Raw genomic sequence first — 12,470 nt, 5'->3', positions numbered from 1 at the left:
TCTTCACTGATCGGGCGGGATCGGATCTCCGTTCCCGCCCGATTGATGAGTCCAGCGTTCATTACACAAACTTTCGGAGGAACCCGTGGCACAGGACGTGCTCACCGACCTGAACAAGGTCCGCAACATCGGCATCATGGCTCACATCGATGCTGGCAAGACCACGACGACCGAGCGCATCCTGTTCTACACGGGTATCACCCACAAAATCGGCGAGGTGCACGATGGTGCAGCGACGATGGACTGGATGGCACAGGAGCAGGAGCGTGGCATCACGATCACCTCTGCTGCGACCACGTGTTTCTGGGACAAGCACCAGATCAACATCATCGACACCCCCGGGCATGTGGACTTCACCGTCGAGGTGGAGCGTTCGCTGCGCGTCCTCGATGGCGCTGTTGCTGTGTTCGATGGCAAGGAAGGTGTTGAGCCGCAGTCAGAGACCGTCTGGCGTCAGGCCGACAAGTACGACGTTCCGCGCATCTGCTTCGTGAACAAGATGGACAAGCTCGGCGCCGACTTCTACTTCACCGTCGACACCATCATCAAGCGCCTCGGCGCTAAGCCGCTGGTCATCCAGCTTCCGATCGGTTTCGAGAACAGCTTCGAAGGCGTCGTCGACCTGGTTGAAATGCGCGCGCTCACATGGCGCGGAGACTCCAAGGGTGACGTCGAGATGGGCGCCAAGTACGCCGTCGAAGAGATCCCCGCCGATCTGATCGAAAAGGCCAACGAGTACCGCACCGCGCTGCTCGAGGTCGTCGCTGAGACTGATGACGCGCTCCTCGGGCGCTTCATGGAGGGTGACACCGACTTCTCGGTGGCCGAGATCAAGAAGGCCATCCGCAAGCTCACTGTCAACAGCGAGATCTACCCGGTTCTCTGTGGTTCGGCGTTCAAGAACCGTGGCGTCCAGCCGATGCTCGATGCTGTCGTCGACTACCTGCCCAGCCCGCTCGACGTGCCTGCAACTGAGGGACGCGACGTTCGTGACGATGAGAAGATCGTCGAGCGCCACCCAGATTCGACCGAGCCGTTCGCCGCGCTCGCGTTCAAGGTCGCGGTTCACCCGTTCTTCGGTCGACTGACCTACATCCGCGTTTACTCGGGTCAGGCTGACTCGGGTGCGCAGCTGGTCAACTCGACCAAGGGTAAGAAGGAGCGCATCGGCAAGATCTTCCAGATGCACGCCAACAAAGAGAACCCTGTCGACAGCGTCACGGCCGGTCATATCTACGCGGTCATCGGGCTCAAGGACACGACCACGGGAGACACCCTGTGCGACCCGAGCAACCAGGTCGTTCTCGAGTCGATGACCTTCCCCGAGCCCGTCATCGAGGTCGCGATCGAGCCGAAGACGAAGGCCGACCAGGAGAAGCTGGGTATCGCGATCCAGAAGCTTGCTGAGGAAGACCCGACATTCCGCACCGAGCAAAACCAGGACACGGGTCAGACGGTCATCAAGGGAATGGGCGAGCTCCATCTCGACATCCTCGTCGACCGCATGAAACGTGAGTTCAATGTCGAGGCGAACGTCGGTAAGCCGCAGGTGGCATACCGCGAGACGATTCGTCGCATCGTCGACAAGCACGACTACACCCACAAGAAGCAGACCGGTGGATCCGGCCAGTTCGCGAAGGTGCAGATCTCGCTCGAGCCACTCGAAGTGACTCCTGACACGATCTACGAATTCGAGAACAAGGTCACGGGTGGTCGCATCCCGCGTGAGTACATCGGTTCCATCGACCAGGGTTTCCAGGCGTCGATGGCAGTGGGCGTTCTCGCCGGCTACCCGATGGTCGGCGTCAAGGGAATCATCCTCGATGGTGCTGCCCATGATGTGGACTCGTCAGAAATGGCGTTCAAGATCGCCGGCTCCATGGCATTCAAGGAAGCGGCCCGCAAGGCCGATCCCGTGCTGCTCGAGCCGCTCATGGCTGTCGAAGTACGTACCCCTGAGGAATACATGGGAGACGTCATCGGCGACCTGAACTCGCGTCGTGGCCAGATCCAGTCGATGGAAGATGCGACTGGCGTCAAGGTCGTCACGGCCAAGGTGCCCCTGTCGGAGATGTTCGGTTACGTCGGCGACCTGAGGTCCAAGACCTCTGGCCGCGCTGTGTACTCGATGACCTTCGACAGCTACTCGGAAGTTCCCCGCGCGGTAGCTGACGAGATCATCCAGAAGAACAAGGGCGAGTAATAGCCCTGCACCCGCGGCTCACCGAGCCCGAGTAACATAACAACACACAAACCGCGAAGCATCCGAGAATTATCGGATGCCCAGCAACGAGTCCTGAGGAGGACCCACAGTGGCTAAGGCCAAGTTCGAGCGGACCAAGCCGCACGTAAACATCGGTACCATCGGTCACGTCGACCACGGAAAGACCACGCTGACTGCCGCCATCTCGAAGGTGCTTGCAGACAAGTTCCCGTCGGCGACCAACGTCCAGCGCGACTTCGCGTCGATCGACTCGGCGCCGGAAGAGCGCCTGCGCGGTATCACGATCAACATCTCGCACGTCGAGTACGAGACGCCCAAGCGTCACTACGCTCACGTCGATGCACCCGGCCACGCCGACTACATCAAGAACATGATCACCGGTGCCGCCCAGATGGATGGCGCGATTCTCGTGGTTGCAGCAACCGACGGCCCCATGGCACAGACGCGCGAGCACGTGCTGCTGGCCAAGCAGGTCGGCGTGCCGTACCTGCTCGTCGCGCTCAACAAGAGCGACATGGTTGACGACGAAGAGATCCTTGAGCTCGTCGAGCTCGAGGTTCGCGAACTCCTCGAGGCCCAGGGCTTCGACGGCGACAACGCTCCCGTTGTGCGCGTCTCCGGCCTCAAGGCTCTCGAGGGCGACGAGAAGTGGACCCAGTCCATCCTCGACCTCATGGACGCCGTGGACGCGAACGTTCCTGACCCGGTGCGCGACAAGGACAAGCCGTTCCTCATGCCCATCGAGGACGTATTCACGATCACCGGCCGTGGAACCGTCGTGACGGGCCGCGCCGAGCGTGGAACCCTCGCGATCAACTCGGACGTGGAGATCGTAGGAATCCGCCCGACCCAGAAGACCACGGTCACTGGTATCGAGATGTTCCACAAGCAGCTCGACGAGGCATGGGCCGGCGAGAACTGTGGGCTGCTGCTCCGCGGAACCAAGCGCGAAGACGTCGAGCGCGGCCAGGTTGTCGTCAAGCCGGGTTCGGTTACACCGCACACCCAGTTCGAGGGCACCGCGTACATCCTGTCGAAGGATGAGGGCGGGCGTCATAACCCGTTCTACGCGAACTACCGCCCGCAGTTCTACTTCCGCACCACCGACGTTACCGGCGTCATCACGTTGCCTGAAGGCACCGAGATGGTCATGCCCGGCGACACCACCGAAATGACCGTTGAGCTGATTCAGCCCATCGCCATGGAGGAGGGCCTCGGCTTCGCCATCCGTGAGGGTGGCCGCACCGTCGGTGCTGGCAAGGTCGTCAAGGTACTCAAGTAGTTCTTCAGATTCAGAACAGCAGGGCCGTGCCTTCGGGTGCGGCCCTGCTGCCGTTAAGTGGCATCACGTCTGGCGCATCATTCAGGGTTGGCAACGGAAACCTCGCGTTCGTCCCGCTCGCCACACTGCTGGGCCGCATCATCCTGATGCTCGTCAAGCGGCCCAGGGGGAGCGGTTGGCGCCGGGTCAAAGGGCTAGCCTGTCCACATGAGTCGCTTTGTCGGCACGCGCGTCGTGGTGAGCACCATCGTTCTCGATGTGCTGCTCACTGTCATCCTCTCGCTCGTGCTTCTCACCGTATGGCGTGGCGTGGCGAGCGGCTCTATTGGCGGCAGCCTGGGGCAGGCCGGTCAGCGACTGTTCCTCTTTATGGACATCGGTCTTCTCGTCTGGGTGATCCTCCTCGGCGTCGCTGCGGGCCGCGGCCGCTCTGCCGGCGCGGGCCTCACCCTCGTCTTCGCGGCCGTCGGCACGCTGGCCAACCTCATGACGGTGGTCGTGGTCGGGTTTGTGCAGCAGGGCGCGTGGGCGGAACAGTTCATCCTGTTCGCCATCGAAGCTGGAATCGCGGTCCTCTTTGCGGCGACCGTCGCTGTCCTACTCGTGCATCGGTTGATTCTCAAGCCCTCCTCGGCTCCACGCAACCCGTCATAGTCTGACGAGGTGCCCAGACTTCGCCGCAGTGACTCGAGTGGCAAAGGCCTGAGGCGGGTGCGCGCTGGCAAGGGTTTCTCGTACCGGGATGAGCTGGGGCATCCCGTGCCTTCAGCGCAGCGCGCGCGTATCGAGATACTCGCGATTCCGCCGGCCTGGCAAGACGTCTGGATCTCGCCACACGAGAACGGCCATATCCAGGCGACGGGGGTGGATGCCGCAGGCCGAACCCAATACCTCTACCACGCGTTCTGGCGGCAGCAGAAAGACCGGCTGAAGTTCGACCGTGCACTGAGCCTGGCTGGGTCGCTCCCGGCTGCACGTCGCAGGGTCACGACCGACCTGAGGGATACGGTGCCGTCGAAGGTGCGGGCTCTCGCCGCTGCATTCAGAATGCTCGATACCGGTTCGCTGCGCGTCGGCTCTGAGCGCTACACCGAGCAGAACGGCAGCCACGGGCTCTCAACGCTGCTCTGCTCGCATGCAAAGATCACGGGCAGCACGGTATCGCTCGATTTTCCGGGCAAGAGCGGTCAGAAGTGGGATTCGGTGATCGTGGATGCCGAGCTCGCCACAGTGCTTCGAACGCTCAAGCGCAGGGGCACTAAGGCGCGGCTGCTCGCGTGGAAGGACGGCGACTCGTGGCATCCACTGTCGGCAGAAGATATCAATTCGTATCTGGCCGAGCGCACGGGCGGTGAGTTCACCGCCAAAGACTTCCGCACGCTGCATGGCACAGTAACCGCTGCTGTAAGCCTCGCTACGGCCGGCCCGCAGAAGACGCCGACGGCCAGGAAGCGAGTCGTCGCCCAGGTGATGCGGGATGTCGCGAGTGTGCTCGGCAATACGCCGTCGGTGGCAAGGGCAAGCTATGTAGATCCTCGCGTGGTCGACAATTACGACCGTGGGCACACCATTGACCCGGCGGCCGGATCCTCGCCGGAAACCCGTCTGCGGGCCCTCCTCGGTGCCTGATTCACGACACGCCGTAAAGCGACACGCCCGGGTTGCAGCAATGCCAAGTCTGTGACAAACTCTTCTAGTTCAACACTTCCCGCTTACGTAGCGAGGAATCACTTCCAGGCAGTGCATAGTTCGGGTCCCAGGGATCGGGCTAGGCCGCGGGAAGCAGAACCAGGTTCAACCACAGCCCCCGAAGCGCTTCGGATTCACTTCGTTGTCGCGCGGGCGGGATTTGTGTAACAAGGCAAGCAATTGACAGATAAACAGTGGTGCGAAAGCAGAAGTGCTGAGCATATGGGGTCGAAAGGTCCCACGCTGCAGTCCTGAGCAGTACTAAAGGAAGAGAGTCACCCATGGCGGGACAGAAGATCCGCATTCGGCTGAAGTCGTATGACCACGAGGTCATCGATTCGTCGGCACGCAAGATCGTCGACACGGTAACCCGCGCGGGCGCCACGGTAGTGGGCCCGGTGCCGCTGCCCACCGAGAAGAACGTGATCGCCGTGATCCGCTCCCCTCACAAGTACAAGGACAGCCGCGAGCACTTCGAGAAGCGCACCCACAAGCGACTCATCGACATCATCGACCCGACTCCCAAGGCCGTCGACTCGCTCATGCGACTCGACCTTCCTGCCGACGTCAATATCGAGATCAAGCTCTAGCTCGCGCTTGAGCTACTTCAGTCGAATAGGAAACCTCCATGACTAACACCAAGACGATCAAGGGATTGCTGGGCAAGAAGCTCGGGATGACCCAGGTCTGGGATGCGAACAACAAGCTCGTACCCGTGACCGTTGTCGAAATCACCCCCAACGTCGTGACGCAGCTGCGCACGCCGGAGATCGACGGCTACAGCGCCGTGCAGATCGCATACGGGCAGATCGACCCCCGCAAGGTCACGAAGCCCCTCACGGGTCACTTCGACGCCGCAGGCGTCACCCCCCGCCGCCACCTCACCGAGCTGCGTACCGACGACACGAGTGAGTACTCGCTCGGCCAGGAGTTGACCGTCGACATGTTCGAGGCCGGCAAGAAGGTCGACGTCATGGGCACCAGCAAGGGCAAGGGATTCGCCGGCGTGATGAAGCGTCACAACTTCAAAGGCGTCTCCTCCAGCCACGGTTCGCACCGCAACCACCGCAAGCCCGGATCTATCGGCGCTTCCTCGACCCCCAGCCGTGTCTTCAAGGGCATGCGCATGGCTGGTCGTATGGGTGGTGACCGCGTTACCGTCCTCAACCTGATCGTCCACTCGGTAGACCTCGAGAAGGGCATCCTGCTCGTCAAGGGTGCCGTTCCCGGTGCCCGTGGTCGCATCGTTTTCGTCCGCAACGCAGTGAAGGGGGCCTAGTCATCATGGCTACCTCAACCGACGTCACAGCACTAGATGTCATCGACGCCAAAGGTAAGAAGGTCGGCAGCGTCGATCTTCCCGCCGAGGTGTTCGACGTGCAGACCAACGTCCCGCTCATCCACCAGGTCGTCGTCGCCCAGCGCGCCGCGGCTCGCCAGGGAACGCACAACACGCTGCGTCGCGGCGAGGTGTCAGGAGCCGGCCGCAAGCCGTTCAAGCAGAAGGGAACCGGTCGCGCTCGTCAGGGCTCGATCCGTGCTCCCCAGATGCGTGGTGGTGGCATCGTGCACGGTCCGCACCCGCGCGACTACTCCCAGCGCACCCCCAAGAAAATGATTGCGGCTGCACTTCGCGGAGCACTGTCAGACCGCGCTCGCGGCGACCGTCTCCACGTCATCGACTCCCTCTCGGTCGGCAACCTGCCGTCGACGAAGGCTATGGCGGCTCTCCTGCTCGACATCGCACCCTCGAAGAACGTGCTCATCGTTCTGCAGCGTGATGACGAGACAAGCTACAAGAGCGTCCGCAACCTGCAGACGGTCCACGTTCTGCCGTTCGACCAGTTGAACGCGTATGACGTGCTCATCAGCGACGACATCGTCTTCACTAAGGGCGCGTTCGAAGAATTCGTGGCCTGGAACACCAAGGCGACCAAGGAAGAGGTCAGCGCATGACTGCCGTGACGTTCAAAGACCCCCGCGACATCATCATCGCGCCCGTCGTTTCCGAGAAGAGCTACAGCCTGATCGATGACGGCAAGTACACCTTCGAGGTCGACCCCCGCGCCAACAAGACAGAGATCAAACTCGCTATCGAGAAGATCTTCGATGTCAAGGTCGGATCGGTCAACACGCTGAACCGCACGGGCAAAACCCGTCGCACCAAGTTCGGTATCGGCAAGCGCAAGGACACCAAGCGCGCAATCGTCACACTCAAGTCCGGTTCCATCGACATCTTCACGGCTGTCGGCTAGGGACTGAGGAGAAATAACAATGGCTATTCGCAAGTACAAGCCCACGACTCCCGGTCGTCGCGGTTCCTCGGTCGCTGACTTTGCCGAGATCACCCGCTCCACCCCGGAGAAGTCACTGCTTCGCCCACTGCCCAAAACCGGTGGTCGTAACAACGCTGGTCGCATCACGACCCGCCACATCGGTGGTGGCCACAAGCGCCAGTACCGTGTGATCGACTTCAAGCGCAACGATAAAGACGGCGTCAACGCCCGCGTTGCCGAGATCGAATACGACCCCAACCGCACGGCGCGCATCGCGCTGCTGCACTACCTCGATGGTTCGAAGCGATACATCATCGCCCCGAACAAGCTCAACCAAGGCGACATCGTGGAGTCGGGCGCTTCCGCCGACATCAAGCCGGGTAACAACCTTCCGCTGAAGAACATCCCGGTCGGTACCGTCATCCACATGATCGAGCTGCGTCCGGGTGGTGGTGCCAAGATGGCCCGCTCCGCGGGAGCATCAGTTCGACTCGTCGCCAAGGACGGCCCCTTCGCTCAGCTTCGTCTGCCGTCGGGTGAAATCCGCAACGTCGACATCCGCTGCCGCGCCACCATCGGTGAGGTCGGCAACGCCGAGCAGTCGAACATCAACTGGGGCAAGGCTGGCCGCATGCGTTGGAAGGGCGTTCGCCCGACCGTCCGTGGTGTCGCCATGAACCCCGTCGACCACCCTCACGGTGGTGGTGAGGGTAAGACGTCCGGTGGACGTCACCCCGTCACACCATGGGGCCAGAAGGAAGGTCGTACGCGTAAGCGCAACCTTCCGAGTGACAAGCTCATCGTCCGCCGCCGCAATGTCGGCAAGAAGCGCAAGTAGGAGTCAAGAAGATGCCACGCAGTCTGAAGAAGGGCCCCTTCGTCGACGACCACCTGCTGCAGAAGGTCGTCAAGGCGAATGATGCCAGTAGCAAGAATGTGATCAAGACCTGGTCGCGACGCTCGATGATCATCCCGGCCATGCTGGGTCACACCATCGCCGTGCACGACGGTCGCAAGCACATCCCGGTGTTCATCACCGAAACCATGGTGGGCCACAAGCTCGGAGAATTCTCCCCCACCCGTACCTTCCGTGGACACGTGAAGGATGACAAGAAGGGTCGTCGTCGCTAATGGTTGAATCCATCGCCCGCGTGAAGCACATTCGCGTCACCCCGACGAAGGCTCGTCGTGTCGTCAACCTCATCCGTGGAAAGCAGGCGGTCGAAGCTCTGGCGATCCTGAAGTTCGCACCGCAGGGTGCGAGCGAACCCGTCTACAAGCTCGTCGCAGCGGCCATGGCCAATGCGAAGGTCAAGGCAGACTCCACCAACAGCTACCTGGACGAGCAGGATCTGTTCGTCTCGGAAGCATTCGTCGACGAGGGAACGACCCTGAAGCGGTTCCAACCGCGTGCACAGGGCCGCGCGTTCCAGATCCTGAAGCGCACGAGTCACATCACCATCGTGCTCGCGACTCCGACCGAAGCCGACGTCGAGAAGGCATCAGCTCGCTCGACAGGAACGAAGACCACCGCCACGAAGGCAGGGAAGAAGTAATGGGACAGAAGGTAAACCCCTACGGTTTCCGTCTGGGAATCACCACCGACCACGTGTCGCGCTGGTTCTCTGACAGCACCAAGGCCGGCCAGCGTTACAGCGACTACGTTGCTGAAGACGTCAAGATCCGTAACCTGCTCAAGACATCACTCGACCGTGCAGGCGTTGCCCGCATCGAGATCGAGCGCACCCGTGACCGCGTCCGTGTCGACATCCACACGGCGCGCCCCGGTATCGTCATCGGTCGTCGTGGGGCGGAAGCAGAGCGCATTCGCTCCGACCTCGAGAAGCTTTCGGGCAAGCAGATCCAGCTCAACATCCTCGAGGTCAAAAACCCCGAGGCTGAAGCTCAGCTCGTCGCTCAGGGGATCGCCGAGCAGCTCACTGCTCGAGTCGCATTCCGTCGTGCGATGCGCAAGGGCATGCAGGGCGCACAGCGCGTCGGCTCGGTCAAGGGTGTTCGCATCCAGGTATCCGGTCGACTCGGTGGCGCTGAAATGAGCCGTTCAGAGTTCTACCGTGAGGGACGCGTTCCGCTGCACACCCTTCGTGCCAACATCGACTACGGCTTCTATGAGGCCAAGACGACGTTCGGCCGCATCGGCGTGAAGGTCTGGATCTACAAGGGCGACCTCACGAACAAGGAGCTTGCTCGTGAGCAGGCCAACCAGAAGTCATCCCGTCCGGAGCGTCGTGACGACCGTGGCGGCGACCGCCGCGACAGCCGTCCGCCCCGCGGTGCAGGCGGTTCGACCGCGGCACCCAAGGCTGACGCACCAGTTGCAGCAGGAGTTGAGGCGTAACCATGTTGATTCCCCGCAAGGTCAAGCACCGCAAGCAGCACCACCCGGGTCGTAGCGGCCAGGCGACTGGTGGAACGGTCATCTCGTTCGGCGAGTACGGCATCCAGGCGCTTACGCCTGCGTATGTCACCAACCGACAGATCGAAGCCGCTCGCATCGCGATGACCCGTCACATCAAGCGTGGTGGGAAGGTGTGGATCAATATCTACCCCGACCGCCCGCTCACCAAAAAGCCTGCCGAAACCCGCATGGGTTCCGGTAAGGGCTCGCCCGAGTGGTGGATCGCCAACGTCAAGCCAGGCCGCGTGCTCTTCGAGCTCGCCGGCGTCAGCGAAGAGGTTGCCCGCGAAGCTCTCACTCGTGCTATTCACAAGCTGCCCCTGAAGGCACGCATCATCAAGCGCGAGGAGGGCGACGCATAATGGCGATCGGAACCAAGGAGCTTGCCCCAGTCGAGCTCGACACTTATGAGGACGAGCGACTCGTCGAAGAGCTGAAGAAAGCGAAGGAAGAACTGTTCAACCTTCGCTTCCAGGCCGCGACCGGCCAGCTCGAAAGCCACGGACGCATCCGCGCTGTCAAGCGCGACATCGCTCGCATCTACACGGTCATCCGTGAGCGCGAGCTGGGCATCCGGGCAACGCCAGTCGCTGTCGAGGCTCCGGCCAAGGCAGAAAAGAAGGCAAAGACCACCAAGCCTGTGAAAGACACAGCGAAGACCGACGCAGCGGCCACCCCCGCAGCTGAGGTCACCGAAGAGACGAAGGAGGCGTAATCATGGCCAAGGTCGAAGCACCCACTGAAGGTGCAACCACAGCGACTGAGACTGCTGAGCTCGCTCGCGGTTACCGCAAAAGCCGTCGCGGATACGTACTGAGCAACAAGATGGACAAAACCATCGTTGTCGAGGTCGAAGACCGCGTAAAGCACCCCCTGTACGGCAAGGTCATCCGCCGCACATCCAAGGTCAAGGTCCACGACGAGGCCAATGGGGCCGGAGTCGGTGACCTCGTTCTCATCAGCGAGACCCGTCCGCTCAGCGCTACCAAGCGCTGGCGCCTGGTCGAGATCCTCGAAAAGGCCAAGTAATGCTTCAGCAGGAATCCCGAGTCAAGGTCGCCGATAACACCGGCGCCAAGGAACTCCTCACGATTCGCGTTCTCGGTGGCTCCGGCCGTCGGTACGCGGGCCTCGGCGATGTCATCGTCGCCACCGTCAAAGATGCGATCCCTGGCGGAAACGTCAAGAAGGGTGATGTGGTCAAGGCCGTCATCGTCCGCGTCATCAAGCAGACCCGTCGCTCCGACGGCTCGTACATTAAGTTCGACGAGAATGCCGCCGTCATCCTGAAGGCAGATGGGGACCCTCGCGGTACCCGTATCTTCGGGCCGGTTGGCCGCGAACTTCGCGACAAGAAGTTCATGAAGATCATCTCGCTCGCACCGGAGGTGCTGTAACTCATGGCAAACATTCACAAGGGTGACCTTGTCCAGGTCATCAGTGGCCCGACCCAGGACCGAGGCGGAGACCGCGGCAAGCAGGGTCGCGTCATCGGCGTCATCGCCGGCAAGAACCGCGTGATCGTGCAGGGCGTCAACTTCGTCACCAAGCACGTCAAGGTTGGCCAGTCGCAGCGCGGTACGAAGACCGGCGGCATCGAGACGATGGAGGCACCCATTCACGTGTCGAACATCGCTCTCGTCGACCCCGAGACCAAGCTCCCCGCTCGCGTGGGCTTCACTGTCGAGACGGATGACCGTGGCAAGACCACGCGCGTGCGTTACTTCAAGAAGTCGCGCCGCGTCGAGACCAAGAAGTCGAAGGCGCTGAAGGGCGAGGCTGCCGAGGAGAAGGCAACCGAGAAGCCCGCGAAGGCAGCCCCCAAGGCCAAGAAGGACGCTGCAGCTGAGAAGCCCGCCGCAACCGAACAGGACGCTGTAGCTGAGAAGCCCGCCGCAACCGAGAAGGACGCAAACTGATGACTGACACAGCAACTGCTGCGCCGACTGGCTCTGCGCCTATCAAAGCGGCCCAGCCGCGCCTGAAGCAGAAGTACCGTACCGAGATCGCTGCGCAGCTGAAGAAAGACTTCGGTTTCACGAACGTGCACCAGGTGCCCGGGCTCGTGAAGATCGTGGTCAACACCGGTGTCGGTGAGGCAGCCCGCGACGGCAAGATCATCGACGGTGCTGTCAAGGACCTCACGGCCATCACCGGCCAAAAGCCGCAGGTCACCAACGCTCGCAAGTCGATCGCGCAGTTCAAGCTGCGTGAGGGCCAGCCGATCGGTGCACACGTCACGCTTCGTGGCGATCGTGCCTGGGAGTTCCTGGACCGCCTCGTCACGCTCGCGCTTCCGCGCATCCGTGACTTCCGTGGCCTGAGCGACAAGCAGTTCGATGGCCGCGGCAACTACACGTTCGGACTCACGGAGCAGTCGATGTTCCACGAGATCGACCAGGACAAGATCGATCGTGTCCGCGGATTCGACATCACGGTCGTCACCACGGCGAAGACGGACGAGGAGGGTCGCGCGCTGCTCAAGGCGCTGGGCTTCCCGTTCCGCTCTGCCGAGAACACGAAGTAACTCTCCGAATAGTTTCACGCCATACGGCACCAGTTCCACCAGGCACCACCGAT

Annotated in this window: 17 protein-coding genes and 1 pseudogene; all 18 read left to right on the top strand. The window is 61.8% G+C overall.

Going from position 1 to position 12,470, the window contains the following annotated elements; all coding sequences use genetic code 11:
* Window positions 1–85: 85 nt before the first annotated feature.
* The 18 genes and pseudogenes from fusA to rplE all read left to right on the top strand — a co-directional run bounded on the left by fusA (window position 86) and on the right by rplE (window position 12,417).
* On the top strand, window positions 86–2,203 hold the full coding sequence (gene fusA, locus IEW81_RS05125) for an elongation factor G (RefSeq protein ID WP_097060156.1): 2,118 nt from the start codon (window positions 86–88) through the stop codon (window positions 2,201–2,203).
* A gap of 109 nt (window positions 2,204–2,312) precedes the next feature.
* The gene (gene tuf, locus IEW81_RS05120; protein WP_097060157.1) at window positions 2,313–3,506 is read left to right on the top strand and encodes an elongation factor Tu; all 1,194 of its coding nucleotides are present in this window, start codon (window positions 2,313–2,315) and stop codon (window positions 3,504–3,506) included.
* 207 nt (window positions 3,507–3,713) lie between these two features.
* Complete coding sequence (locus tag IEW81_RS05115) at window positions 3,714–4,160, top strand: hypothetical protein (RefSeq protein WP_097060158.1); 447 nt, start codon at window positions 3,714–3,716, stop codon at window positions 4,158–4,160.
* A gap of 9 nt (window positions 4,161–4,169) precedes the next feature.
* Window positions 4,170–5,135, top strand: coding sequence for a DNA topoisomerase IB (locus IEW81_RS05110; protein WP_097060159.1), 966 nt, complete (start codon window positions 4,170–4,172; stop codon window positions 5,133–5,135).
* Between the two features lie 341 nt (window positions 5,136–5,476).
* Window positions 5,477–5,785 carry a 30S ribosomal protein S10 gene (gene rpsJ / locus IEW81_RS05105; RefSeq protein WP_009773132.1) on the top strand — a complete coding sequence of 103 codons (309 nt, stop codon included), beginning with the start codon at window positions 5,477–5,479 and terminating at the stop codon, window positions 5,783–5,785.
* A gap of 38 nt (window positions 5,786–5,823) precedes the next feature.
* Window positions 5,824–6,474, top strand: coding sequence for a 50S ribosomal protein L3 (gene rplC, locus IEW81_RS05100; protein WP_097060160.1), 651 nt, complete (start codon window positions 5,824–5,826; stop codon window positions 6,472–6,474).
* Between the two features lie 5 nt (window positions 6,475–6,479).
* On the top strand, window positions 6,480–7,151 hold the full coding sequence (rplD, locus tag IEW81_RS05095) for a 50S ribosomal protein L4 (protein WP_097060161.1): 672 nt from the start codon (window positions 6,480–6,482) through the stop codon (window positions 7,149–7,151).
* A complete protein-coding gene (gene rplW, locus IEW81_RS05090; protein ID WP_097060162.1) occupies window positions 7,148–7,450 on the top strand; it encodes a 50S ribosomal protein L23 in 303 nt (100 codons plus the stop codon). The genes rplD and rplW overlap by 4 nt, the downstream gene beginning before the upstream one ends.
* A gap of 19 nt (window positions 7,451–7,469) precedes the next feature.
* The gene (gene rplB / locus IEW81_RS05085) at window positions 7,470–8,309 is read left to right on the top strand and encodes a 50S ribosomal protein L2 (protein WP_097060163.1); all 840 of its coding nucleotides are present in this window, start codon (window positions 7,470–7,472) and stop codon (window positions 8,307–8,309) included.
* Between the two features lie 11 nt (window positions 8,310–8,320).
* A complete protein-coding gene (gene rpsS, locus IEW81_RS05080; protein WP_097060164.1) occupies window positions 8,321–8,602 on the top strand; it encodes a 30S ribosomal protein S19 in 282 nt (93 codons plus the stop codon).
* On the top strand, window positions 8,602–9,027 hold the full coding sequence (rplV, locus tag IEW81_RS05075; RefSeq protein WP_097060165.1) for a 50S ribosomal protein L22: 426 nt from the start codon (window positions 8,602–8,604) through the stop codon (window positions 9,025–9,027). Before rpsS ends, rplV begins: the two co-directional genes overlap by 1 nt.
* Window positions 9,027–9,830: a 30S ribosomal protein S3 gene (gene rpsC, locus IEW81_RS05070; protein WP_097060166.1), complete on the top strand. Its 804-nt coding sequence runs from the start codon at window positions 9,027–9,029 to the stop codon at window positions 9,828–9,830. Before rplV ends, rpsC begins: the two co-directional genes overlap by 1 nt.
* Window positions 9,831–9,832: 2 nt before the next feature.
* Window positions 9,833–10,252, top strand: a complete 420-nt coding sequence (gene rplP, locus IEW81_RS05065) for a 50S ribosomal protein L16 (RefSeq protein WP_097060167.1) — start codon at window positions 9,833–9,835, stop codon at window positions 10,250–10,252.
* Window positions 10,252–10,605, top strand: a complete 354-nt coding sequence (gene rpmC, locus IEW81_RS14680) for a 50S ribosomal protein L29 (RefSeq protein ID WP_097060168.1) — start codon at window positions 10,252–10,254, stop codon at window positions 10,603–10,605. Before rplP ends, rpmC begins: the two co-directional genes overlap by 1 nt.
* Before the next feature lie 2 nt (window positions 10,606–10,607).
* Entirely contained in the window at window positions 10,608–10,919 is a 312-nt protein-coding gene (gene rpsQ, locus IEW81_RS05055) for a 30S ribosomal protein S17 (RefSeq protein WP_097060169.1), read from the top strand.
* Window positions 10,919–11,287, top strand: a complete 369-nt coding sequence (gene rplN, locus IEW81_RS05050) for a 50S ribosomal protein L14 (protein WP_097060170.1) — start codon at window positions 10,919–10,921, stop codon at window positions 11,285–11,287. Before rpsQ ends, rplN begins: the two co-directional genes overlap by 1 nt.
* Before the next feature lie 3 nt (window positions 11,288–11,290).
* Window positions 11,291–11,626 (top strand): annotated as a pseudogene (gene rplX / locus IEW81_RS05045) (50S ribosomal protein L24); the annotation flags it as partial.
* Between the two features lie 182 nt (window positions 11,627–11,808).
* Complete coding sequence (gene rplE, locus IEW81_RS05040) at window positions 11,809–12,417, top strand: 50S ribosomal protein L5 (RefSeq protein WP_097060172.1); 609 nt, start codon at window positions 11,809–11,811, stop codon at window positions 12,415–12,417.
* Window positions 12,418–12,470: the final 53 nt, after the last annotated feature.

It is taken from the genome of Salinibacterium xinjiangense (assembly GCF_014645015.1).
Lineage (GTDB): Bacteria > Actinomycetota > Actinomycetes > Actinomycetales > Microbacteriaceae > Rhodoglobus > Rhodoglobus xinjiangensis.
The sequence above is the reverse complement of the archived record's forward strand: the minus strand, read 5'-3'. Positions and strand labels throughout refer to the sequence as shown.

Bases quoted from the DNA above. Each gene is read 5' to 3' on its own strand.
- IEW81_RS05115 (WP_097060158.1), top strand. From the start codon at position 3,714: ATGAGTCGCTTTGTCGGCACGCGCGTCGTGGTGAGCACCATCGTTCTC.
- rpsJ (WP_009773132.1), top strand. From the start codon at position 5,477: ATGGCGGGACAGAAGATCCGCATTCGGCTGAAGTCGTATGACCACGAG.
- rplC (WP_097060160.1), top strand. From the start codon at position 5,824: ATGACTAACACCAAGACGATCAAGGGATTGCTGGGCAAGAAGCTCGGG.
- rplD (WP_097060161.1), top strand. From the start codon at position 6,480: ATGGCTACCTCAACCGACGTCACAGCACTAGATGTCATCGACGCCAAA.
- rplW (WP_097060162.1), top strand. From the start codon at position 7,148: ATGACTGCCGTGACGTTCAAAGACCCCCGCGACATCATCATCGCGCCC.
- rplB (WP_097060163.1), top strand. From the start codon at position 7,470: ATGGCTATTCGCAAGTACAAGCCCACGACTCCCGGTCGTCGCGGTTCC.
- rpsS (WP_097060164.1), top strand. From the start codon at position 8,321: ATGCCACGCAGTCTGAAGAAGGGCCCCTTCGTCGACGACCACCTGCTG.
- rplV (WP_097060165.1), top strand. From the start codon at position 8,602: ATGGTTGAATCCATCGCCCGCGTGAAGCACATTCGCGTCACCCCGACG.
- rpsC (WP_097060166.1), top strand. From the start codon at position 9,027: ATGGGACAGAAGGTAAACCCCTACGGTTTCCGTCTGGGAATCACCACC.
- rplP (WP_097060167.1), top strand. From the start codon at position 9,833: ATGTTGATTCCCCGCAAGGTCAAGCACCGCAAGCAGCACCACCCGGGT.
- rpmC (WP_097060168.1), top strand. From the start codon at position 10,252: ATGGCGATCGGAACCAAGGAGCTTGCCCCAGTCGAGCTCGACACTTAT.
- rpsQ (WP_097060169.1), top strand. From the start codon at position 10,608: ATGGCCAAGGTCGAAGCACCCACTGAAGGTGCAACCACAGCGACTGAG.
- rplN (WP_097060170.1), top strand. From the start codon at position 10,919: ATGCTTCAGCAGGAATCCCGAGTCAAGGTCGCCGATAACACCGGCGCC.
- rplE (WP_097060172.1), top strand. From the start codon at position 11,809: ATGACTGACACAGCAACTGCTGCGCCGACTGGCTCTGCGCCTATCAAA.